This is a genomic window from Nocardia sp. CA-136227 (genome assembly GCF_050955695.1).
Lineage (GTDB): Bacteria > Actinomycetota > Actinomycetes > Mycobacteriales > Mycobacteriaceae > Nocardia.
On the sequence record NZ_CP192081.1, the window covers coordinates 3,419,120 to 3,438,075 of the forward strand.

General features: G+C 67.1%; 19 protein-coding genes. 11 read left to right on the forward strand and 8 right to left on the reverse strand.

What is annotated here, in order from left to right:
• Positions 1 to 77: 77 nt before the first annotated feature.
• Genes ACQP06_RS15830 through ACQP06_RS15860 form a run of 7 tightly spaced genes read left to right on the forward strand, consistent with a single transcriptional unit; the run spans position 78 to position 6,435 of the window.
• Positions 78 to 920 carry a helix-turn-helix transcriptional regulator gene (locus ACQP06_RS15830; RefSeq protein WP_433672886.1) on the forward strand — a complete coding sequence of 281 codons (843 nt, stop codon included), beginning with the start codon at positions 78 to 80 and terminating at the stop codon, positions 918 to 920.
• On the forward strand, positions 917 to 2,353 hold the full coding sequence (gene sufB / locus ACQP06_RS15835; RefSeq protein WP_433672887.1) for a Fe-S cluster assembly protein SufB: 1,437 nt from the start codon (positions 917 to 919) through the stop codon (positions 2,351 to 2,353). The genes ACQP06_RS15830 and sufB overlap by 4 nt, the downstream gene beginning before the upstream one ends.
• Positions 2,353 to 3,531, forward strand: coding sequence for a Fe-S cluster assembly protein SufD (gene sufD / locus ACQP06_RS15840; RefSeq protein ID WP_433672888.1), 1,179 nt, complete (start codon positions 2,353 to 2,355; stop codon positions 3,529 to 3,531). Before sufB ends, sufD begins: the two co-directional genes overlap by 1 nt.
• A 37-nt stretch (positions 3,532 to 3,568) precedes the next feature.
• Positions 3,569 to 4,342 carry a Fe-S cluster assembly ATPase SufC gene (gene sufC, locus ACQP06_RS15845; RefSeq protein ID WP_357082959.1) on the forward strand — a complete coding sequence of 258 codons (774 nt, stop codon included), beginning with the start codon at positions 3,569 to 3,571 and terminating at the stop codon, positions 4,340 to 4,342.
• A gap of 2 nt (positions 4,343 to 4,344) precedes the next feature.
• The gene (locus ACQP06_RS15850) at positions 4,345 to 5,598 is read left to right on the forward strand and encodes a cysteine desulfurase (RefSeq protein ID WP_433672889.1); all 1,254 of its coding nucleotides are present in this window, start codon (positions 4,345 to 4,347) and stop codon (positions 5,596 to 5,598) included.
• Between the two features lie 3 nt (positions 5,599 to 5,601).
• On the forward strand, positions 5,602 to 6,075 hold the full coding sequence (sufU, locus tag ACQP06_RS15855; RefSeq protein ID WP_433672890.1) for a Fe-S cluster assembly sulfur transfer protein SufU: 474 nt from the start codon (positions 5,602 to 5,604) through the stop codon (positions 6,073 to 6,075).
• 3 nt (positions 6,076 to 6,078) lie between these two features.
• Entirely contained in the window at positions 6,079 to 6,435 is a 357-nt protein-coding gene (locus ACQP06_RS15860) for a metal-sulfur cluster assembly factor (protein WP_357082950.1), read from the forward strand.
• Positions 6,436 to 6,493: 58 nt separating this feature from the next.
• Here ACQP06_RS15860 and ACQP06_RS15865 read toward each other — a convergent pair whose 3' ends face one another.
• A complete protein-coding gene (locus ACQP06_RS15865; protein ID WP_433672891.1) occupies positions 6,494 to 7,084 on the reverse strand; it encodes a TetR/AcrR family transcriptional regulator in 591 nt (196 codons plus the stop codon).
• 46 nt (positions 7,085 to 7,130) lie between these two features.
• Here ACQP06_RS15865 and ACQP06_RS15870 point away from each other — a divergent pair, with 46 nt between their 5' ends.
• Positions 7,131 to 7,472: a cytoplasmic protein gene (locus tag ACQP06_RS15870; RefSeq protein ID WP_433672892.1), complete on the forward strand. Its 342-nt coding sequence runs from the start codon at positions 7,131 to 7,133 to the stop codon at positions 7,470 to 7,472.
• Between the two features lie 129 nt (positions 7,473 to 7,601).
• On the opposite strand, the gene ACQP06_RS15875 is transcribed toward ACQP06_RS15870, so the two are convergent.
• The 3 genes from ACQP06_RS15875 to ACQP06_RS15885 form a co-directional block, all read right to left on the reverse strand.
• A complete protein-coding gene (locus ACQP06_RS15875; protein WP_433672893.1) occupies positions 7,602 to 7,820 on the reverse strand; it encodes a hypothetical protein in 219 nt (72 codons plus the stop codon).
• Positions 7,821 to 8,088: 268 nt separating this feature from the next.
• The gene (locus ACQP06_RS15880; protein WP_433672894.1) at positions 8,089 to 9,213 is read right to left on the reverse strand and encodes a hypothetical protein; all 1,125 of its coding nucleotides are present in this window, start codon (positions 9,211 to 9,213) and stop codon (positions 8,089 to 8,091) included.
• Positions 9,210 to 13,358: a DEAD/DEAH box helicase gene (locus ACQP06_RS15885; protein WP_433672895.1), complete on the reverse strand. Its 4,149-nt coding sequence runs from the start codon at positions 13,356 to 13,358 to the stop codon at positions 9,210 to 9,212. The genes ACQP06_RS15880 and ACQP06_RS15885 overlap by 4 nt, the downstream gene beginning before the upstream one ends.
• Positions 13,359 to 13,631: 273 nt before the next feature.
• Here ACQP06_RS15885 and lexA point away from each other — a divergent pair, with 273 nt between their 5' ends.
• The 3 genes from lexA (at position 13,632) to ACQP06_RS15900 (ending at position 15,543) form a co-directional block, all read left to right on the forward strand.
• Positions 13,632 to 14,294, forward strand: coding sequence for a transcriptional repressor LexA (gene lexA / locus ACQP06_RS15890; protein WP_433672896.1), 663 nt, complete (start codon positions 13,632 to 13,634; stop codon positions 14,292 to 14,294).
• A 52-nt stretch (positions 14,295 to 14,346) separates the two neighbouring features.
• Positions 14,347 to 14,805 carry a DUF4189 domain-containing protein gene (locus ACQP06_RS15895; RefSeq protein ID WP_379272081.1) on the forward strand — a complete coding sequence of 153 codons (459 nt, stop codon included), beginning with the start codon at positions 14,347 to 14,349 and terminating at the stop codon, positions 14,803 to 14,805.
• 111 nt (positions 14,806 to 14,916) lie between these two features.
• Positions 14,917 to 15,543 (forward strand): hypothetical protein, encoded by a 627-nt coding sequence (locus ACQP06_RS15900; RefSeq protein WP_433672897.1) that lies wholly within the window; start codon positions 14,917 to 14,919, stop codon positions 15,541 to 15,543.
• Positions 15,544 to 15,545: 2 nt separating this feature from the next.
• Here ACQP06_RS15900 and ACQP06_RS15905 read toward each other — a convergent pair whose 3' ends face one another.
• The 4 genes from ACQP06_RS15905 to ACQP06_RS15920 all read right to left on the reverse strand — a co-directional run bounded on the left by ACQP06_RS15905 (position 15,546) and on the right by ACQP06_RS15920 (position 18,666).
• Positions 15,546 to 16,541 (reverse strand): SMP-30/gluconolactonase/LRE family protein, encoded by a 996-nt coding sequence (locus ACQP06_RS15905; protein WP_433672898.1) that lies wholly within the window; start codon positions 16,539 to 16,541, stop codon positions 15,546 to 15,548.
• A gap of 94 nt (positions 16,542 to 16,635) precedes the next feature.
• Entirely contained in the window at positions 16,636 to 17,127 is a 492-nt protein-coding gene (locus ACQP06_RS15910) for a hypothetical protein (RefSeq protein WP_433672899.1), read from the reverse strand.
• Positions 17,128 to 17,156: 29 nt separating this feature from the next.
• A complete protein-coding gene (locus ACQP06_RS15915) occupies positions 17,157 to 17,735 on the reverse strand; it encodes a GNAT family N-acetyltransferase (RefSeq protein WP_433672900.1) in 579 nt (192 codons plus the stop codon).
• 31 nt (positions 17,736 to 17,766) lie between these two features.
• On the reverse strand, positions 17,767 to 18,666 hold the full coding sequence (locus ACQP06_RS15920) for a Ku protein (protein ID WP_433672901.1): 900 nt from the start codon (positions 18,664 to 18,666) through the stop codon (positions 17,767 to 17,769).
• Positions 18,667 to 18,956: the final 290 nt, after the last annotated feature.

An 18,956-nucleotide genomic window follows, 5' to 3' on the forward strand; every position in this document is an offset into this window, starting at 1 on the left:
GGGTGTGCCAGCTCACATGTGATGCCATATTCCCAGGTCGCGCATTTTCGGTCAGGGGACCCTTACTGGATCGAGGAATGGAATTCCGTCACACTTGTGTTGTGAAAACCGTGGGTTTGCGGAACGCGGAACAGGCCGGGCACCAGAACGACGGTGCCCGGTCCGTTGTCGTGCCCGGACCGGCGGGTGAGGGACACACGCGCGAAGCTGTCGTCAAGCTGCTGTTGGAGGAGGGCCCGATCACCGCGACCGCCATCGGCGAGCGGCTGGGTCTGAGTCCGGCGGGGGTGCGGCGGCATCTGGACGCGCTCATCGAGTCCGGTGAGGCGCAGGCGACCAGGTCGGCGCCGTGGCAGCAGAAGGGCCGCGGCCGTCCCGCCAAGCAGTACCAGCTGACGGCCACCGGCCGGGGCCGCCTCGCGCACGCCTACGATGACCTCGCCGGAGCGGCCATGCGGCAGCTGCGGGAAATCGGCGGCGATCAGGCCATCGCCGATTTCGCGCGCAAGCGGGTGGCGTCCATCGTGGCCGGGGTCGGCGATCTCGCCGTCCACGCCCCGGCCGAGACCGAGGCCAAGGCGGAGGAGATCGCGGAAGCGTTCACCGATGCCGGGTTCGCGGCCTCGACCCGGAAGGTCGGCGCCGGCGTGCAGATCTGCCAGCACCACTGCCCGGTCTCGCACGTCGCCGAGGAATTCCCGGAGCTGTGCGCGGCCGAGCTGGAGGCTTTCCGCGCGATTCTCGGCACGCATGTGCAGCGCCTGGCGACCATCGCCAACGGTGACTGCGCCTGCACCACGCACGTTCCCCTCATTGCTTCGCTCGCTATGCCCGATACCGCCCCCGAAAGTTCCGCCCAGACCCCCGTTGCGCAGCCCGCAACGACTTCTACACATGACTCCGGAAGGAGTGCCGAATGACGACGACCACCGACCAGGTGCAGCCGCTGTCCCAGGAAGAGACCATCGCGTCCCTGGGTACCTACGAGTACGGCTGGGCCGACAAGGATGTCGCCGGTGCCGCTGCCAAGCGCGGACTGTCCGAGGAGGTCGTGCGCGACATCTCGGCCAAGAAGAGCGAGCCCGAATGGATGCTCGACTTCCGCCTCAAGGCCCTGCGCATCTTCGACAAGAAGCCCATGCCGGGCTGGGGCTCGAAGCTCGACGGCATCGACTTCGACAACATCAAGTACTTCGTGCGCTCGAGCGAGAAGCAGGCCGCTTCCTGGGAAGAGCTGCCCGAGGACATCAAGAACACCTACGACAAGCTGGGCATCCCGGAGGCCGAGAAGCAGCGTCTCGTCGCCGGTGTCGCCGCCCAGTACGAGTCCGAGGTCGTCTACCACTCCATCCGTGAGGACCTGGAGAAGCAGGGCGTCATCTTCCTCGACACCGACACCGGTCTCAAGGAGCACCCCGAGCTGTTCCAGAAGTACTTCGGCTCGGTCATCCCCTCGGGTGACAACAAGTTCTCCGCGCTGAACTCCGCGGTGTGGTCGGGTGGCTCGTTCATCTACGTGCCGCCGGGCGTGCACGTGGACATCCCGCTGCAGGCGTACTTCCGCATCAACACCGAGAACATGGGTCAGTTCGAGCGGACGCTGATCATCGTCGACGAGGACGCCTACGTCCACTACGTCGAGGGTTGCACCGCGCCCATCTACTCCTCGGACTCGCTGCACTCGGCGGTCGTGGAGATCATCGTGAAGAAGGGCGGCCGCTGCCGCTACACCACGATCCAGAACTGGTCGAACAACGTCTACAACCTGGTGACCAAGCGTGCCAAGGCGGAGGCGGGCGCGACCATGGAGTGGGTCGACGGCAATATCGGCTCCAAGGTCACCATGAAGTACCCGGCCGTGTGGATGACCGGCGAGTACGCCAAGGGTGAGGTGCTCTCCATCGCGTTCGCCGGTGAGGGCCAGCACCAGGACACCGGTGCCAAGATGCTGCACCTGGCGCCGCACACCTCCTCGAACATCATCTCCAAGTCGGTGGCGCGCGGCGGTGGCCGTGCCTCGTACCGCGGCCTGGTGCAGGTGAACAAGGGCGCGTACGGCTCGAAGTCGACCGTGAAGTGCGATGCGCTGCTGGTGGACAACATCTCCCGCTCCGACACCTACCCCTACGTCGACATCCGCGAGGACGACGTGACCATGGGCCACGAGGCGACCGTCTCGAAGGTGTCCGAGGACCAGCTGTTCTACCTGATGTCCCGCGGTCTGACCGAGGACGAGGCGATGGCCATGGTGGTGCGCGGCTTCGTGGAGCCCATCGCCAAGGAGCTCCCGATGGAGTACGCCCTGGAACTGAACCGCCTGATCGAACTGCAGATGGAAGGAGCCGTCGGCTGATGGCCGTGGAGAACGTTGCCGAGGCCGCTGAGGCTCGTACCCCTGCCCTGAACAAGGGTGAGGTGTTCGCGTCGTTCGACGTGAACGCCTTCGAAATCCCCTCGGGCCGTGACGAGGCGTGGCGCTTCACCCCGATGCGCCGCCTCAACGGCCTGCACGACGGCACCGCCGTCAAGGACGGTCAGCCGACCGTCGAGGTGACCGCACCCGCGGGTGTCACGGCCGAGACCGTGGACCGCACCGACGCCCGCCTGGGCCAGGGCGGCACCCCCACCGATCGCGTTGCGGCGCAGGCGTACTCGGGCTTCGATGCCGCCACCGTCGTCACCGTCGGTGCGGAAACCGAAGTGGCCGAGCCGGTCATCGTGGCCATCACCGGTCCGGGCGCGGGCAAGGTCGCCTACGGGCACCTGCAGGTCCGGCTCGGCAATTTCGCGCGCGCCACAGTGGTGGTCGACCAGCGCGGCAGCGGAACCTACGCCGAGAACGTCGAATTCATCCTCGGGGACAGCGCGGCGCTGAACGTCATCGTGGTCCAGGACTGGGCCGACGACGCCGTGCACGTCACCGCGCACCACGCCATGCTCGGCCGCGACGCCGTGCTGCGCCACACCAATGTCACCCTCGGTGGCGATCTGGTGCGGCTCACCGGCAATGTCCGTTACGCGGGTCCCGGCGGTGACGCTGAACTGCTGGGTGTCTACTTCGCCGATGACGGCCAGTTCTTCGAGCAGCGTCTGCTGGTCGATCACTCGCAGCCCAACTGCAAGTCCAACGTGCAGTACAAGGGTGCGCTGCAGGGTGATCCGACCTCGGACAAGCCGGACGCGCACACCGTGTGGGTCGGCGACGTGCTGATCCGGGCGGCCGCCGAGGGCACCGACACCTACGAGCTGAACCGCAACCTGGTGCTCACCGATGGTGCGCGTGCCGACTCGGTGCCGAACCTGGAGATCGAGACCGGCGAGATCATCGGGGCCGGACACGCCTCGGCCACCGGCCGTTTCGATGACGAGCAGCTGTTCTACCTGCGTTCGCGCGGTATCCCGGAGGAGGTCGCCCGCCGTCTGGTGGTGCGCGGCTTCTTCTTCGAGGTGCTGCAGAAGATCTCCGTCCCCGAGGTCCGGGAGCGGCTCGAGGCGGCCATCGAGGCCGAACTCGCCGCCGTCGGCGCCTGACACTCAAACTTCCCATCCCGCAAAGGAATCCGATTCGATGACCACCCTGGAAATCAAGGACCTGCACGTCGAGGTCGCCAGCCCGGACGAGAACGCCGAGCCCATCAAGATCCTCAAGGGCGTGAACCTGACCATCAAGTCGGGCGAGACCCACGCCATCATGGGCCCCAACGGCTCCGGCAAGTCGACCCTGTCCTACGCCATCGCCGGCCACCCCAAGTACACCGTCACCCAGGGCACCATCACCCTCGACGGTGAGAACGTGCTGGAGATGTCGGTCGACGAGCGTGCCCGCGCGGGCCTGTTCCTGGCCATGCAGTACCCGGTCGAGGTGCCCGGCGTCTCGGTCTCGAACTTCCTGCGCACCGCCGCCACCGCGATCCGCGGCGAGGCCCCCAAGCTGCGCACCTGGGTCAAGGAAGTCAAGGAGGGCATGGCCGAGCTGGAGATCGATCCGGCCTTCGGCGAGCGCTCGGTCAACGAGGGCTTCTCCGGTGGTGAGAAGAAGCGCCAGGAGATCCTGCAGCTGAGCCTGCTCAAGCCGAAGATCGCCGTGCTCGACGAGACCGACTCGGGCCTCGACGTCGACGCGCTGCGGATTGTTTCCGAGGGCGTGAACCGTTACAAGGAGCGGGAGACCGGCGGCATCCTGCTGATCACCCACTACACCCGCATCCTGCGCTACATCAAGCCCGACTTCGTGCACGTGTTCGTGGGCGGCAAGATCGTCGCCGAGGGCGGCGCCGAGCTGGCCGAGGAACTCGACGCGAACGGCTACGTGCGCTTTACTTCAGCTGCTGTAGGAGCCTGAATATGACCAGCACCGTGGGGACTCTCGACATCGCCAGGATCCGGGCCGACTTCCCGATCCTGAGCCGGACCGTGCGCGACGGGAAACCGCTGGCGTACTTGGATTCCGGTGCGACGTCGCAACGTCCGCTGCAGGTGCTCGACGCCGAGCGGGAATTCCTGCTCGAGCACAACGCGGCCGTGCATCGCAGCGCGCATCAGCTCGCCGAGGAGGCCAACGAGGCCTACGAGGCGGCGCGCGCGGCGATCGCGGCGTTCGTCGGCGCCGGCGCGGACGAGATCGTGTACACCAAGAACGCGACCGAGTCGCTGAACGTGGTGGCCTACGCCTTCTCCGACGACCGCTTCCCGTACCACGTGGGTCCCGGTGACGAGATCGTCATCACCGAGCTCGAGCATCACGCGAATCTCGTTCCGTGGCAGGAGCTCGCGCGCCGCACGGGTGCGACGCTGAAGTGGTACGGCATCACCGACGACGGCCGCATCGACCTGGATTCGCTCGAATTGTCGCCCGCCACCAAGGTGGTCGCGTTCACGCACCAGTCGAATGTGACCGGCGCGGTCGCCGATGTCGCCGAATTGGTGCGCCGGGCCAAGGAAGTCGGCGCGATCGTCGTGCTGGACGCCTGCCAGTCGGTGCCGCACATGGGCGTGGACTTCAAGGAGCTGGGCGTCGACTTCGCCGCCTTCTCCGGCCACAAGATGCTGGGCCCCTCGGGTGTCGGCATCCTGTACGGGCGGCGTGAGCTGCTCGAGGACACCCCGCCGTTCATCACCGGCGGCTCCATGATCGAGACCGTGTTCATGGATCACTCGACCTTCGCCCCGCCGCCGCAGCGGTTCGAGGCGGGCTCGCAGATGATCTCGCAGGTCGTCGGATTGGGCGCCGCGGTCAAGTATCTCGGCGAGGTCGGCATGGATGCCGTTGCGGCGCATGAGCACACGCTCGTCGGCGCGGCGCTGGAAGGTCTGGGCGCGATCGACGGCGTCCGGATCATCGGCCCGACCGAGAACGTGAATCGTGGCGGGGCGGTGTCGTTCCTGGTGGAGGGCATTCACGCCCACGATGTCGGCCAGATCCTCGACGACCAGGGTGTCGCCATCCGTGTCGGTCACCACTGCGCGTGGCCGCTGCACCGCCGATTCGGCGTCGCCGCCACCGCCCGTGCCTCTTTCGCGTTGTACAACACCGTGGACGAGGTCGATCAGCTGGTGGCCGCGGTGCGGAAGGCCCAGAGCTTCTTCGGAGTTGCATAGACCATGCGCATGGAGCAGATGTACCAGGAAGTGATCCTGGACCACTACAAGCACCCGCACCACCGGGGGCTACGTGAGCCCTTCGGCGCCGAAGTGCATCACGTCAACCCGACCTGTGGTGACGAGGTGACGCTGCGCGTGCACATCGACGACGCGGGTGACGTCAAGGACGTGTCCTACGACGGCCAGGGCTGCTCGATCAGCCAGGCCTCGACCTCGGTGCTCACCGATCAGGTCATCGGCCTGCCGGTGCAGCAGGCGCTGAAGGTGGTCGAGGAGTTCGACGCCATGATCACCGGCCGCGGCACCGTCGAGGGTGACGAGGACGTGATCGGCGACGGTGTCGCGTTCGTCGGCGTCGCGAAGTACCCCGCCCGCGTGAAGTGCGCGCTGCTGGGCTGGATGGCGTTCAAGGACGCCGTGGTGCGGATCGCCTCGGCAGAGGAAGCCAAGAAGACGATGGGCAACGGGGAGTAAGAGATGAGCGAAACCGAGCAGCAGACCAAGGAACTCACTCCCGAGGAGCTCCAGCACCTCGACGACATGGAGGAGGCGATGCGTGACGTCGTCGACCCCGAGCTCGGCATCAATGTCGTCGATCTGGGCCTCGTCTACGGCATGGCCTTCGAGGACGGCATCGCCAAACTCGACATGACCCTGACCTCCCCGGCCTGCCCCCTCACCGACGTGATCGAGGACCAGTCCCGCAACGCGCTGGTCCGCTCCGGCCTCGCCGAGGACCTGCAGATCAACTGGGTCTGGATGCCCCCGTGGGGCCCCGACAAGATCACCGACGACGGCCGCGAACAGCTGCGCGCCCTCGGCTTCACGGTGTAGACCGAACGCACTCCGACGATGCGGACCGATCCCTGGTGGATCGGTCCGCATCGTCGTTTCAGCGGCCCAGCGCCTCGTTCAGGAGGGCTCTGGCTGTGGCGCAGAGGATTTCGGCGGCCTCCGGGCGGGGGAGGGCGGCGATGTCGACGAGCCAGATGAAGGACTCGATGCCGGTGGCGGACCGGATGGAAATGGCCAGGCGGCGGATGTCGATGTCCGGGTGCGTGATTCGCAGGGGTTCCAGCGCGTGTTCGAGCCAGCCGATCACCCGGCCGCGGCGTAGCGGGGAGAGGTTTCCCTCGGCCGGGTCCAGGGACAGGCGCAGCGAGGTGCGTAGTTCGGGTTCCCACTCCATGTTGATGCGGACGCATTCGCGCATGACGAGGTCGAGGCGTTCACGAGGGTCGGTCGGGGCGGGGTCGGGGAGCAGTGTCTCGCGGTCGATCTCGGGGCGTACGGCCGCCAGGAGGGCGCGCTGGTTGGGGAAGTAGCGGTAGGCGGTGGTGCGGGAGATGCCGGCGGCCTGGGCGGCGTCCTCGACCGTCGGTATCACGCCCTGCGCCAACAGCTTCCGGGTCGCGGTGACCAGGGCCGTACGGGTGCGGGACTTCTGGTTGGTGCGCCCGGTGTTCTCATATGGTACGGCCATGCCCATGATGGTACTCTGATCCCATATCGAGTCCCGGAGGGCTGCTATGAGCACCGATCCCGCTGTGGTGAATCCGGACCTGTACCGGGTCATCTTCGAGAACGAGCGCGTGCGGGTGCTGGAGTACCGCGACAAGCCCGGTGACCGCACCTCGCCCCATGGTCATCCCGACAGCGTCCTGTACCCCTTGAACTCCTTCCGGCGTCGGATCACGGCCAACGGGGAACGGGTGGAGGTGGAGCTCGCCGCGGGGCAGGTGCGCTGGCTCGGGGCGCAGGAGCATTCGGGCGAGAACATCGGCGAGGGCGAGACCCACGCGCTGTTCATCGAACTCAAGGAGCCCGCGCCGGGGCGCGTGGAGTCGGTGCTGGGACCCTCGGCGGGCTAGACAAGCCATACCGCGACTGGTGGTGTGTGTAGCACATCCGGGTGGCTGCTCGGCTCGGTGCCGGGCTGAAAGATAAGGCCCCGACCCGCATTCGCGGATCGGGGCCGGTGGGCAATTGGGTTTTCAGAACTATCCGCGGCGCTTGTGGCGTCCGAGCCAGAGCCCGAAGCCGCCGGCGATGAACGCGGCCGCTGCGGTCAGCACGGCTGCACCGGCGTGGCCGACCACCACCAGGGCGACGGCGGCGGCCACGAAGAGGATGAGTACCACCAGGTCGAGCGCGGTGGTTCCGCGTCGCGGCCGCCTGGTCGGGCGTTCCGACTGCAGATTGCGTTGGTTCGGGGTCATACTGATGTCGTCTCCCTGAGATAGGTGCACCCGAGGATTTGGCGCGGGTGCGTGGCTGTTGCTTCCCGTGGCACGTGGTCTCCGTACGATCACGTGCCACGGACCGGCTTCGAGGTCTTTCCACCGGAGCGGCCGCATTGCCGCCGTCTTTCACCCAATACCCGGGAGAGCGAGAATGCCACTGTGTCAGTGGGTCCACGCCGGGGAATAGCCGGGGAATCGCGCTTCCTCGGCTACCTGGTCGGAAAGTGTTGTGGACGTACTTATTTCAGTCCCAACCCGTGGCCCCATCGGTGGGCATAGCGGTCGATTCGTATGCCTTGCCCGCGTATCGATCGTCGAATGACCAGCCCTCGGGAACAGATTCGCCGAGGACCAGCTGGGATCGAGTGGTGCCGGGTGGCGTCGCGAGCAGCCAACCGCCCGCCTCACGGGCGGCGCGGTGCATCATCATCCGCCAATTCGACGTGCGTGGTTTCCAGGCATCGTCACCGAGGAAGTGCTGGACGGCGTCGGGGAAGTCCAGTTCCCCGGCAATGAGCTGCGGGCGCAGCTCGGCGTGCGTTTCGAGCAGCTTCAGTACTCGTGCCCCGATGTGCCGATCGTCAAGGTGGCGTACCTGATCATCGGCGAATCCCGGTAGGCCGCGGATGGTCTCGCGGATGGAGGAATGCTGCACGACCGGCCGGTTCGCCGGTTTCGACGATTTCCGTGCGCGGGTGATCGTGTCGATGACCCGCTTTCGCGCCGCCGGCTTGGGGAAGTCCGTGCCCTGCGCCGCGCCGATCAGCTCGGCCATCGTCGTATACCCGTAGGCGCCGGGCTGGAACCCCGTGATCCGTTGGCACAGTGCGGCGTACACGGCCGCACCGGTCGGTTTTCCGTCGCTCGAACCCAGTTCGCCGAGCACCTCCCGCACCACGTCGAGCAGCGCGGTCGAGGCGAGCGGCAGGATATACGCGAGATCGGCGATCCGAGGCGGTTGGGGATACTCGGCGGCCAGAGCGATAACCGAACGGCGCTGGCGGTGCACGACATCCACGACGGCGGTCTGGGCGAGTAGCGAGTCGCCAATGACGATCGTCCTCGGCCCGACACCCTCGGCGCACGTCGCCAAAATCTCGGTGCCCAGCACGACTGACTGGTCCGGGCCGGCGGCCGGACAGTGTCGGACCCGGAACCCGCAGGTTAGGGCGAGATCTTCGGCAATCGACCGTTCGGAATCGCGACCGCAGTCCGCGCAGACCACCTTGTGGCTGAAACCACCCGCGAGGGTGAGCAGCGCGGCGGTCTCCTGCACCCGATCGAGGATGGTGTCCGGATTCCGGCCGTGCGGGGCTATCTGCTCGAAGTATCGGGCACTGACGAACAGTCCGATGTCCTTGACGGTCATCGTGCGTCCTCCTTCGAGCCGCCGCCACTGTTGCTCGGGTCGTTGATCGTCAGACGCACGCCGTCGAACAACCGCTGCGCGTCGTTGCGGCTCATCACTGGCGGTGCGGATCGCAGGATGCGCAACATCCGCTCGCCGGTTTCCCGGCGGACCGCGTCGAGTTCGAACTCGTCCGGTTCGGCGTGGTGCTCGTCGTTGTCGAACAAGGCCAGGTCCTCGTCGGTGATGCCGGTGAAGTCGTCGAGGTCCTGTTCTCCGAATTCCGAGGACGCCGGCGGAGATTCGAGCTCCGCGAGTTTGAACGCGGCCTCCACCAGCACGGACGGTTCTACGATGACGGTCTGCTGTTCGGAGTCGACCAGCGGTGCGGTCAGGACGTCGAGCGCGACGCCCCCGCAGGCGACGATGATGATGCCCTCGTCGGCGCGCGCCCGGGCATCCCGCAGGGTGATCTCCTCCGTAATCGCCTCCACCGTCAGTTCGCGGTCGGAGTCGCCGGTCCCACGCACGCGCAGGGTGCCGTTCCGTCCGTCGGTGACCTGCAAGCCGAGGTCGCGGAACAGCACGGCCAGCTGTGCCGCCGCGCTGGCCGGTTCGGTGTCGCCTAGCAGGCGCACCACCGTCTCGGCGGTGTAGCCCGGACCCTGCAGAACCTTCTTACCGATGCCTTGGGAGAGGGTGTCCGCGTATTCCTTGTTCCGAGCCTCCTGTTGGTGGATCTCGTGGAGAATCTTCTTGTACTCTGCGATTTCGAATTTCGTGTTCCGCAGTTCGTTGTCCTGTCGTTGCGTCATCGCTCGGACGTTCGGGCGGCGAGTATTGCGGCGCAACAGATCTGGGATGTCGTCGTAGGCTCCCTCGTCGATGGCCGGGACCATGTGTACGAGTCGATCACGGTGTGTGGCACGGAGATTGAGTCGTGAAAGCGCCGCCAGCTCGATGGGTAGGCCGTAGGCGACCGCGTCCGACATGCGCTCGAACCGCCGGAAATTGTTGTTCTCGGGCACTACTCCGACGTAGTCGGAGACCGTGTCGAAGATGTAGCTGGTGTTCTCGCCGAGATTTCGTACATCCACGGGGTGGATCGGGGGACTGGTCTCGCCCTTCGGCTTGGCGCGGTCGGGACGGTGCCGTACCAGGACCTCGACGCACTCGTTGATGATCGGGAACGGGCAGCCACGCATCCAAAGCAGCAGGACGCAGGCGCGCAGCAGGGCGCTGGCGTCTTCGCGACGGGGTTCAATTGTGTGCACGTCGACTGTGTGCACGTCGATCAGATCGCGCATCCGGTCGGCGGCGGCGCCCTGCCCCAGGAGGTCCCCAGCTTCGGGGACGAACCTGCGCAGTGCGGCCAATGTCGTAGCGGGCAAACGCACATCGGAGGCATCGGGCGCGCCGGAGATCAGCACGGTGGCCAGTTGGAGGACACCACGGATCTGCTCGCTCTCCGATTCGAGCGGGAGGTTGTTGCGCAGCGCCACCCAGTTGGTGCTGTCGACGACCTGACGTGTCCGGACCGCCGCGTAGAGCAGGGTCAGCTGCCCGGCCCCGGCGGCGAGCGCGTCCGCGATGTCCTCGACCGCCGCCGCGTCGTCGAGCGGAATCCCGCTGTGTCCGATGGCTCGTCCGAGCGCGGTGATGCGCAGGAAATCCGGGCGGGTCTCCTTCAGCAGTTTCGAGCGGATCAGCATGTTCACCACCGCGGCCGCGGAGATATCGTCGCGCGCACCCGGTTGCTGCGCTTTGAGTGACAGCTCGAACATCCGGTTCACCTCGTGCTCGAGCGATTCGCGGTCGCGTTCGTCGAAGATCCGCCGAGAGTGTTCGAGCAGCAGGTACGCCAACGTGTTCTGGTCAAGGCGGGACTGTACGTTGCCGCCGCGCTGGCGGTATTTGATGTAGTGGTTGAAGACGGCGTCGCGATCGGCGAGCGCGGCGAGCGCCCGCTTGCGGATGGTGGTGAGTCCAGGTCGCGGCGGCACGTACTTCGCCAGTTCCTCCTCGTCGTCGGGGGCGAATTCCAGGTCGCGGTCGGGCAACGGCTCCGCCGGGATGACGAGGTAGCCACGTCCGCTGCTGGATATGCCCAGCCGACCCGCGCGGCCGAGGCGTTGCCCGACTGTGTCACGATCGATGACGCTGCTGGTCAGCATATTGTTGGGGGTGGTGACAGAGGCTACGACGACCGCCTCGGCTGGCAGATTGATCCCGAGCTTGAGCGTATCGGTGGCGAACAGCAGCCGGATATTGCCTTCCCGGAATGCCCACTCCACCTCCTCCCGAAGAAACGGATCAAGTCGCGCGGTGTGGAAGCCGACCCCGGATCGGAGCGCGTCGATCACCCCGTTGCGTTCGCGGCTTTCGGGTATGCGCCGGAGCCCGCCCCACCGTTGCTGCGCGATGTCCTCGTCGAGGGTCGAGAATCGGCCCAGGAAGGGGTTCTTGTCGAGCCCGGCGGGGCGCGCCTCCGGCCCCAGGTCCCAACTGTTGAGCGCGGTTTGCGCCGCGGTCGCGAATCGTTGTGCGAGATCACGGTTCTGGACGAAACACAGCACTCCCCGAATGCTGAACTCCTCGGACCCGCTGACCATCGACCGCTCCGCCAGCAGGTCCAGGCACAGGGTCAGTACGCGGGTCTGGTCGCCGTTGAGCCGCAGACCGGTCGGCGGGCGGCCGGTCTTGCTGGCCGAGTCTGGGATCTCGCGGGCGACGGCAGTCTCGCCATCCGAACGCAGCACCATCTCCTGAGCGTCGATGCCGCGCACGATCTTCTCCAGCGGCACCGGTCGGATGCCGGTCTGGATCACCGCCTTCTCCTCTATTCCGAGCCAGTTGCGGATCCGGTTGGTGGAGGACTTGTCGAGCGGAGCAGCCAGCCCGACCAATGGAATCAGCGGGTGTTCGCTGCGCAGCCGCGTGATCAGCATTTCCAGGTTGGTGCCGCGACTGTCGGTGGACAGCATCTGCAGTTCGTCGACGATGATCGCGCCGACGCCGTCGAGCCGCATCCCGCGCCCGAGCAGGGCCGACAGTTTCTCCGGGATCATCACCGCGACGCGGAAATCGCCGCGTACGAGGGTCTCGTCGTGTTGCGGGTAGTCCCGGGAGCCAGGGACTACGCTCCACTGCTTCTTCAGATCGGTTTTGTCCAGCCACTCCGCCCATTCCTGCACGGCCTGGGTGACGAGTGCCTTGATGGGTAACAGAATGATGGCCTTCATGCCGCGATTGGCGATGTGCGAGGCGATGATCCGGCCGGCGTGGCTCTTACCGCTGGAGGTCGGACCCAGCACGAGCATCGATTGCCGGGCCAGCATGCGCCGGGCGAGCTGCGGCAGCAATCCCTCGAGAATCTGCAGCCTTCCGGACGCGCTGATGCCCTGCTGTACATCCGGTTCGTGCGGATATTCCAAACGGAATCCGAGCATCCGTTGCTCGCCGTTCCGTGCCTTCTCCGCGAGGGCTGCGGGCAGGAGGACGTCGAGGTCGTCTGGGCCGAAGCGGCGATCCGAATCATCGCGGCGGAAGGCCTCGAACCGCTGGTCCAGCAGTGTGGTCAGGTAGCGCAGGGCGCGCTGCGAACGTACTGGAAACCCCTCAGGATCGTGCATGCCCTTCTCCCACCGGGCATCTCGCAGCGTGGCGTTGATATCCTTGTAGGTGGCGTCGATTCGCCGGTTGACGGCAGTGCTCGCGTTCTCTTCCGAGCGCTCGTGCAGTGAGTGATACCACCCGAGGAGTGTCTTCTGCTCCCCTCTGATCTGGTCGGGTCCTGGGGTGACGCCGCGGGTAGTGGGAATTCCCTGTTCGTTGGCCTCGGCGACAGCGGGCAGGATCAACTCGTCGAGCAACTTGCGGCCAAGGTCGCGGCGGGATATATCGAGATGGCGGGGGTGGAGTTCGGCGTGGATGAAGCGGGCTGGATCCCCCAGCCACGCGAGGGTACGATCCTCCGCCGCGGTCCGCTGCCCTTGCACGCCTTGATACCTGGCGCGGGTCATGAGCTCCGCGTACATCGTCCAGCGGGCCAGCCAGGAGTAGTCCTCCGGAAAGCGGTCCCGCGCACCTTCAGGGCGGCCTCCGCGTCCGAGGGGCTGCGCGGCCCAGTCGGGCTCCAACCAGTTCGGCCAAGCGGGATACGACATCTGTCCTCCTACGTCTACTGTGATGGCCTCGACGGCTGATCGCGAGAGCCATGTCGAAAGTTGCGGTGGTTAGCGAGCAAAAGTTGTGCGGGCCCCTGTTTTTCACGCACGGGCGCTGCTTACCGAGCGAACTCGGGGGAATGAGGGAAGACAACGGACGGATCGTTTCCGGTCGGGGAATGCCCGAGGAACGCCATTCCCCGGCCCAGGCTCGGATGTGATCGCGGCCGGTCGCACCGACGGATGGATGGCGGGTCGCCGTAAGATTTACTGGTGACCTATGACGACTTCGACGGATTCGAGCATCTCGACACCTCCACGTTGCCCGAACGCCAGCAACGCATTCTGTGCAGCATTCGGGATTGGGTGCAGCGGCACGGGTATTCGCCGAGCACTCGGGAGATCGGGGACTCGGTCGGCCTGAAGTCGGCCTCATCGGTTTCGCGGCATCTACGCGAGCTGGAGGAGCGCGGGTTCCTCAAGCGCAGTGAGTCGGTGACGCGTCCCATGGACGTGCGGCTGTTCCTGCGGGCGTCCGCGCCGGCGCGGCAGCAGGACGAGAACTCGGTACCGGTGCCGGTCGTCGGCGATATCGCGGCCGGTGCCCCGATCCTGGCGGAGGAGCACACCGACGATGTGCTCTCGCTGCCGCGGGAGCTGGTGGGCCGCGGCACCGTGTTCGGTCTGCGGGTGCGCGGCGACTCCATGGTCGACGCCGCCATCTGCGACGGAGACATCGTCGTGGTGCGCAAACAGCACGAGGCGCACACCGGCGAGATCGTGGCCGCCATGATCGACGGTGAGGCAACGGTCAAGGTCTACAAGCGCGCCAACGGGCATGTCTACCTGGAGCCGCGCAATCCCGCGTACCCGGTGATCGATGGTGACAATGCCCAGGTACTCGGTAAGGTCGTCTCGGTCATGCGCCGGGTCTGAGCGTCTGGCATGATGACCGCCGTTATCACCATCCATCCCCGGGGAGTATCGAATGTCGTTGCTGCGCAAGGCCGGTGTCGGCCTCGCCGTTACGTCGATGGCCGCGATGGGCACCGTGGCCGCCGGATCCGCCTCCGCGGCGGAGAACGGCGAGCCGGTCTTCATCGCGACCTCCGGTGACCTGTACGGCGCGTTGGCGCTGTCCAAGAGCACCGGGAACGTCGCGTATGCCGTGAACTACGGCAGCTGGGACGCCGCGGACTCCTCCGCGGTCAGCCAGTGTGGCGGCGGCGACTGTGCCGTCGTCGTGCACTTCGCCAATGCCTGTGGCGCGGTCGCCCAGGGCGCCGACACCCGCTTCGGCTGGGCGTGGGCGCCGTCCAAGGTGGAGGCCGAGTCGGCCGCCATCAATGTGCTCGGCAAGAGTGCGCCGGGTTTCCCGGACACGGGTTCGTCCTCGCCGCGTCAGGCCAAGATCATTCTCTCGGCCTGCACCGACAACGCGAGCTGACGTTCCGCGAAACACGCATGCGCCACACCGGATTCGTCCGGTGTGGCGCTGTTTTGTTTGCGGGAGTCCATTTTCCAGCAACACGCCGGGCTCGGCGGCGATGATTTCCCCGTGGACGACATCACCTACGAGGACACCCGGTTCGCGTTGCACGCGGCGGCCGAACTGCTGATCGCCGGTCCGCAGTATCGCCGGTTCGGCAGCATCCGCATGCGCATCGTGCTGGGCGGATTCGCCGGCATGAAGTGGCCGGTGTCGGTGACGGGCACCGATCTGGTGTGGCCGCAGGGCCGGACCCGCCTGCACGGCACCTACAGTGACCTCGCCTCGAGCGCCGGATTCGAGGCCGACGGCCCGCCCGACGGCCTGTATTCCGATGGCACCCGGATGGATCCGGATGAGCCGTTCAGGGTCGACTCCGAGGCCGCCACCGCCGTGCACGACTGGTTCGCGGTGGGGGACACCGCATTACGCCGCTTCGCCGCCGAACAGCAGCCGGTGTTGTGGCCCGAGCACTTCGACCTGTCGGTGGCGGTCGACGAGGTGAATTACGGTGTCTCCCCGGGCGACTGGGACAACCCGACGCCGTACGCCTACGTCGGCCCGTGGACCCGCCGCCGCGGCGAGTTCTGGAACGCGCCCTTCGGAGCCGTGCGACCCCGCACCGAAGTGGCGACGGTGCAGAGCCTCATGGAGTTCTTCCACGAGGGCAGAGCCCATGCGGCCCAGGACAACTGACGTCAGCGGTAGTGGGCCTTCAGGACGTCCCCGCCCTCGGTGCCGAGCACCAGCGTGCGCGCCGGGGCCGGGGCGACGGCCACGGAGGTCAGCGGCTGGCCCGACAGCACCGTGCAACTGGTGTGCGCGACCGGATCCGCGAGCACCAATTGCCCGCTGCCGGTGGCGATGTAGAGCAGCCCGTCGACGATCGCGAGGTCGTCGGGCAGCAGGGGGCCGGACAGGGGAGCGGGGGCCAGATCCACGGCCACCGTCGCCCGTGCGGGATCGTCGATCGGCAGGGCGACGACCCGCGCGGTCGGGCTCTCCAGCAGCGTCACGTAGAGGACGCCGTCGGCGGCGACGATGCCGTCGGCGCCGAGGCCGAGGGCCGCCAGCGCGGTGCGGCTGCGGGCGGTCCAGTCGGCGTCGATGCTGCCGTCCGGCCGGATCCGTACCACGGAGTTCGCGGAGGTGTCGGCCACGTACAGGGTGCCGTCGGCGTCGAAGGCCGCGCCATTGGCCTGACCGAGCCCGGACACGAACACCTCGGGGGTCGGGTCGGCGGCGGCCGGATCGAACCGCACCACCCCGCTGTCGCCCGAGAGGCCGGAGAGCGGTGAATTGCCGAAGGTCGCGTACATCAGCCCGTCCGGGCCGCGTCGGACCGCGCCCGGATCTCGCACCGGCACGCTGGCGACCAGGTGGGCGTCCCCGTCGTATTTCTCCACCACGTTGCGCTGCGCGCGGGCGACCCAGATGCTCCCGGTCGCCTCGTCGAAGGTGAGGTTCTCCGACCAGTCGAGCAGCGGAGCCCGGGTCGGCATCGCCACGCGCGCCTCGATGGGCGCGCAGGACAGCGAGCCTGCGACGGGTGATGCGGGTGCCTCGGCCGCAGCCGGACCGATCGGCCCGCTTGCCACGGCCGTCATCGCCAGCAGTGCGGCGGCGCCCGCGACCAGGCGGCGTCCCCGGGCATCGGATTGCGGCGCAACGGCATTCGGTAGCGGATCCGGCATCGACGCGTTCCCTTCGCTAGCTGATGATCGCGGCCAGCGTATATCGGCCATTGCGGTCCAGCAATGCGGCTCGGCGGCGTGTGACCGGGCGGTTTTACGCGCCCGGGTGCGTGGGTAGCGCCTCGGTGGACCGGTCGGCCAGCGCCGCTTCGACATTGGCGAGGCCCGCGCGCACGCCCAGCCCGTAGCCGTCCTCGTCCAGGGCGTCCAAGCGGTCGTGGGCGGCGGTCAGATGCTGTCGAGCGGTGTCGAAAGCGCCGAGGCGGCGGTAGTTGTCGGCCAGATTGAGGTGGAGCGAGGGGTAGAAGCCGCGCACGCTCAGGCCCGCGTGGTGGGCCTGAGCGCGCTCGTCGGTGAGCGAGTCGGCGGCGTCCAGGGCGCGGATGTCCCAGGTGAGGGCGTCGGCCGCGTGGTCCTGGAGGTCGGCGAGGAAGTGCGCCAGGGAGACCCGGTGCAAGGGGTCGCCGCCCGCCCCGATCTCATCCCACAACGAGGTCAGCTGTTCGCGAGCCGTCGCCGGATCGCCTTGGCGTCCAAGGATTACGGCGTCGTTGATGGCGGTCATGGTCGGATCGGGGGCGGTCATGCCCCGACCGTAGCGGGAGGGTCCGACAATCAGCGGGCGGGCCGCCCGTGGCGTCCGTCGCCGGTGATGCGGCCGCGCCGGATGAGGTCGCGTTTGGTGCCGGGGCCGAGGGTGACCTGTTCGTCCTCGCCGGCGGCGCGGTCGTCGGGGTTGGGGCGCACGAACAGCGTCACGGTGGTGCCTTCGGTGAATCCGTTGCGGCGCATCATGGCCGCGGAGGCGGTGTTGTGGATCTCGACGTCGGTGACGATGCGGGCCGCGCCGTGCCGGAACAGCAGGTCGCAGCAGGCGGTCATGAGTTTGCTGGCGACGCCGCGCCCCTCCACCTCCGGGGAGACGGCGATCCACTCCAGGTACGCCCAGTCCTCGCGGAGTTCGAATTCCATGGAGGCCAGCACGAATCCGACCACCTGATCCGAATCCACCGCCACCCAGCAGGATTTGCCGGGGCTGTCGAGGTGCTCGGCGACCGAGGTCAGCGACCACGACGTGTAGGGCTTGGCCTGGGTGTCGAACACCTGGTAGCCGAGGTCGATGACCTGCCGCAGGTGTCCGAGCCCCATGGGCACGATGGCGATGTCCGGGTGGATGGATATATCGGGATCCATGCCGACAGTTTGCCAGGTGGCTGCTGAAGGGTCAGGCACCCTTGCGGGTCTGCTTGGCCGGAGCCTTCTTCGCGGCCTTCTCGGCGGGCTTCTTCTCGGCGGCGGCCTTGGCGGGCGCGGCCTTGGCGGCCGGAGCCGATCCGGTCTTGCGCCCGGATGCCTCGAGGCTGCGCTGCAGGGCCGCGACCAGGTCGACGACCTCGGCGTCCATCTCCGGGGCGGCCACTTCCGGCGCCCGGGTGACCTTGCTGGAGCCGCTGGCGATGGCCTCGTCGAGCAGCTTCTTCAGCTCGATTTGGTATTCGTCCACGTAGAGGCTGGGATCGAAGTCGTCGGACAGCGTGTCGACGAGGGTCTCGGCCATCTTCAGTTCCTGCGCCTTGGGCTCGGCGACGCCCTCGAGCTTGTCGAAGGCCACCGACCGCACCTCGTCGGGCCACAGCAGGGTCTGCAACACCATCACCCCGTCGCGCACCCGCAGCGCGGCCAGCCGGGTCTTCTGCCGGAGGGTGAAATGCACCAGCGCCACCCGGTCCACCCGTTCGAGGGTCTTGGCCAGCAGCACATACGCTTTGGGCGTGGTGGAATCGGGTTCCAGATAGTAGCTCTTGTCGAAGAGAATCGGATCGATCTGTTCCGAGGGCACGAATTGCAGGACCGGAATTTCGTGCTTCTCCGCGGCGGGCAGTTTCGCGAAGTCCTCATCGGTGAGAATCACCCGATCACCGTCGGGCGATTCGTAGGCCCGATCGATATCGGAATACTGCACCGGCTGCCCGTCCACGGTGCACAGCCGCTCGTATCGAATACGTCCGCCGTCGGCGGCGTGGACCTGGTGGAACTTGATGTCGTGGTCCTCCGTGGCGGTGTACACCTTCACGGGGACATTGACCAATCCGAACGCGATGGAGCCCTTCCAAATGGACCGCATTTCCCGATGGTACTGCCGAAGGCGTGTCGTGGTCGGTAACACGCCGCCGACCTGCGGGTTTCGGGTGTCTGCTGGTTGTTGCGGGTTGTTGGTAGCGGTCGTCTGACGGCCCCCGGACGGCGACGGCCCCAGCACGGCCCAGAGAATGGGTTGGACCCGCGTCGGCTACCCAGGCTCGCATCTGTATGTGCATCGGCGCGACAACGCCAACGGCGCGTGGGTGAAGTCGCGACGGTCGCGCCCGGTCCCAGTGACGATCTCGTGGTACTGGCCTACGACACCTACGTCCA

What these genes read in the sequence shown, in the direction of transcription:
- ACQP06_RS15830 (WP_433672886.1), top strand. Translation starts at nt 78, where the DNA reads ATGGAATTCCGTCACACTTGTGTTGTGAAAACCGTGGGTTTGCGGAAC.
- ACQP06_RS15920 (WP_433672901.1), bottom strand. Translation starts at nt 18,666, where the DNA reads ATGCGGTCCATTTGGAAGGGCTCCATCGCGTTCGGATTGGTCAATGTC.
- sufD (WP_433672888.1), top strand. Translation starts at nt 2,353, where the DNA reads ATGGCCGTGGAGAACGTTGCCGAGGCCGCTGAGGCTCGTACCCCTGCC.
- ACQP06_RS15915 (WP_433672900.1), bottom strand. Translation starts at nt 17,735, where the DNA reads ATGGATCCCGATATATCCATCCACCCGGACATCGCCATCGTGCCCATG.
- sufU (WP_433672890.1), top strand. Translation starts at nt 5,602, where the DNA reads ATGCGCATGGAGCAGATGTACCAGGAAGTGATCCTGGACCACTACAAG.
- ACQP06_RS15910 (WP_433672899.1), bottom strand. Translation starts at nt 17,127, where the DNA reads ATGACCGCCCCCGATCCGACCATGACCGCCATCAACGACGCCGTAATC.
- ACQP06_RS15885 (WP_433672895.1), bottom strand. Translation starts at nt 13,358, where the DNA reads ATGTCGTATCCCGCTTGGCCGAACTGGTTGGAGCCCGACTGGGCCGCG.
- ACQP06_RS15875 (WP_433672893.1), bottom strand. Translation starts at nt 7,820, where the DNA reads ATGACCCCGAACCAACGCAATCTGCAGTCGGAACGCCCGACCAGGCGG.
- ACQP06_RS15860 (WP_357082950.1), top strand. Translation starts at nt 6,079, where the DNA reads ATGAGCGAAACCGAGCAGCAGACCAAGGAACTCACTCCCGAGGAGCTC.
- ACQP06_RS15865 (WP_433672891.1), bottom strand. Translation starts at nt 7,084, where the DNA reads ATGGCCGTACCATATGAGAACACCGGGCGCACCAACCAGAAGTCCCGC.
- ACQP06_RS15850 (WP_433672889.1), top strand. Translation starts at nt 4,345, where the DNA reads ATGACCAGCACCGTGGGGACTCTCGACATCGCCAGGATCCGGGCCGAC.
- sufB (WP_433672887.1), top strand. Translation starts at nt 917, where the DNA reads ATGACGACGACCACCGACCAGGTGCAGCCGCTGTCCCAGGAAGAGACC.
- sufC (WP_357082959.1), top strand. Translation starts at nt 3,569, where the DNA reads ATGACCACCCTGGAAATCAAGGACCTGCACGTCGAGGTCGCCAGCCCG.
- ACQP06_RS15880 (WP_433672894.1), bottom strand. Translation starts at nt 9,213, where the DNA reads ATGACCGTCAAGGACATCGGACTGTTCGTCAGTGCCCGATACTTCGAG.
- ACQP06_RS15895 (WP_379272081.1), top strand. Translation starts at nt 14,347, where the DNA reads ATGTCGTTGCTGCGCAAGGCCGGTGTCGGCCTCGCCGTTACGTCGATG.
- ACQP06_RS15870 (WP_433672892.1), top strand. Translation starts at nt 7,131, where the DNA reads ATGAGCACCGATCCCGCTGTGGTGAATCCGGACCTGTACCGGGTCATC.
- ACQP06_RS15905 (WP_433672898.1), bottom strand. Translation starts at nt 16,541, where the DNA reads ATGCCGGATCCGCTACCGAATGCCGTTGCGCCGCAATCCGATGCCCGG.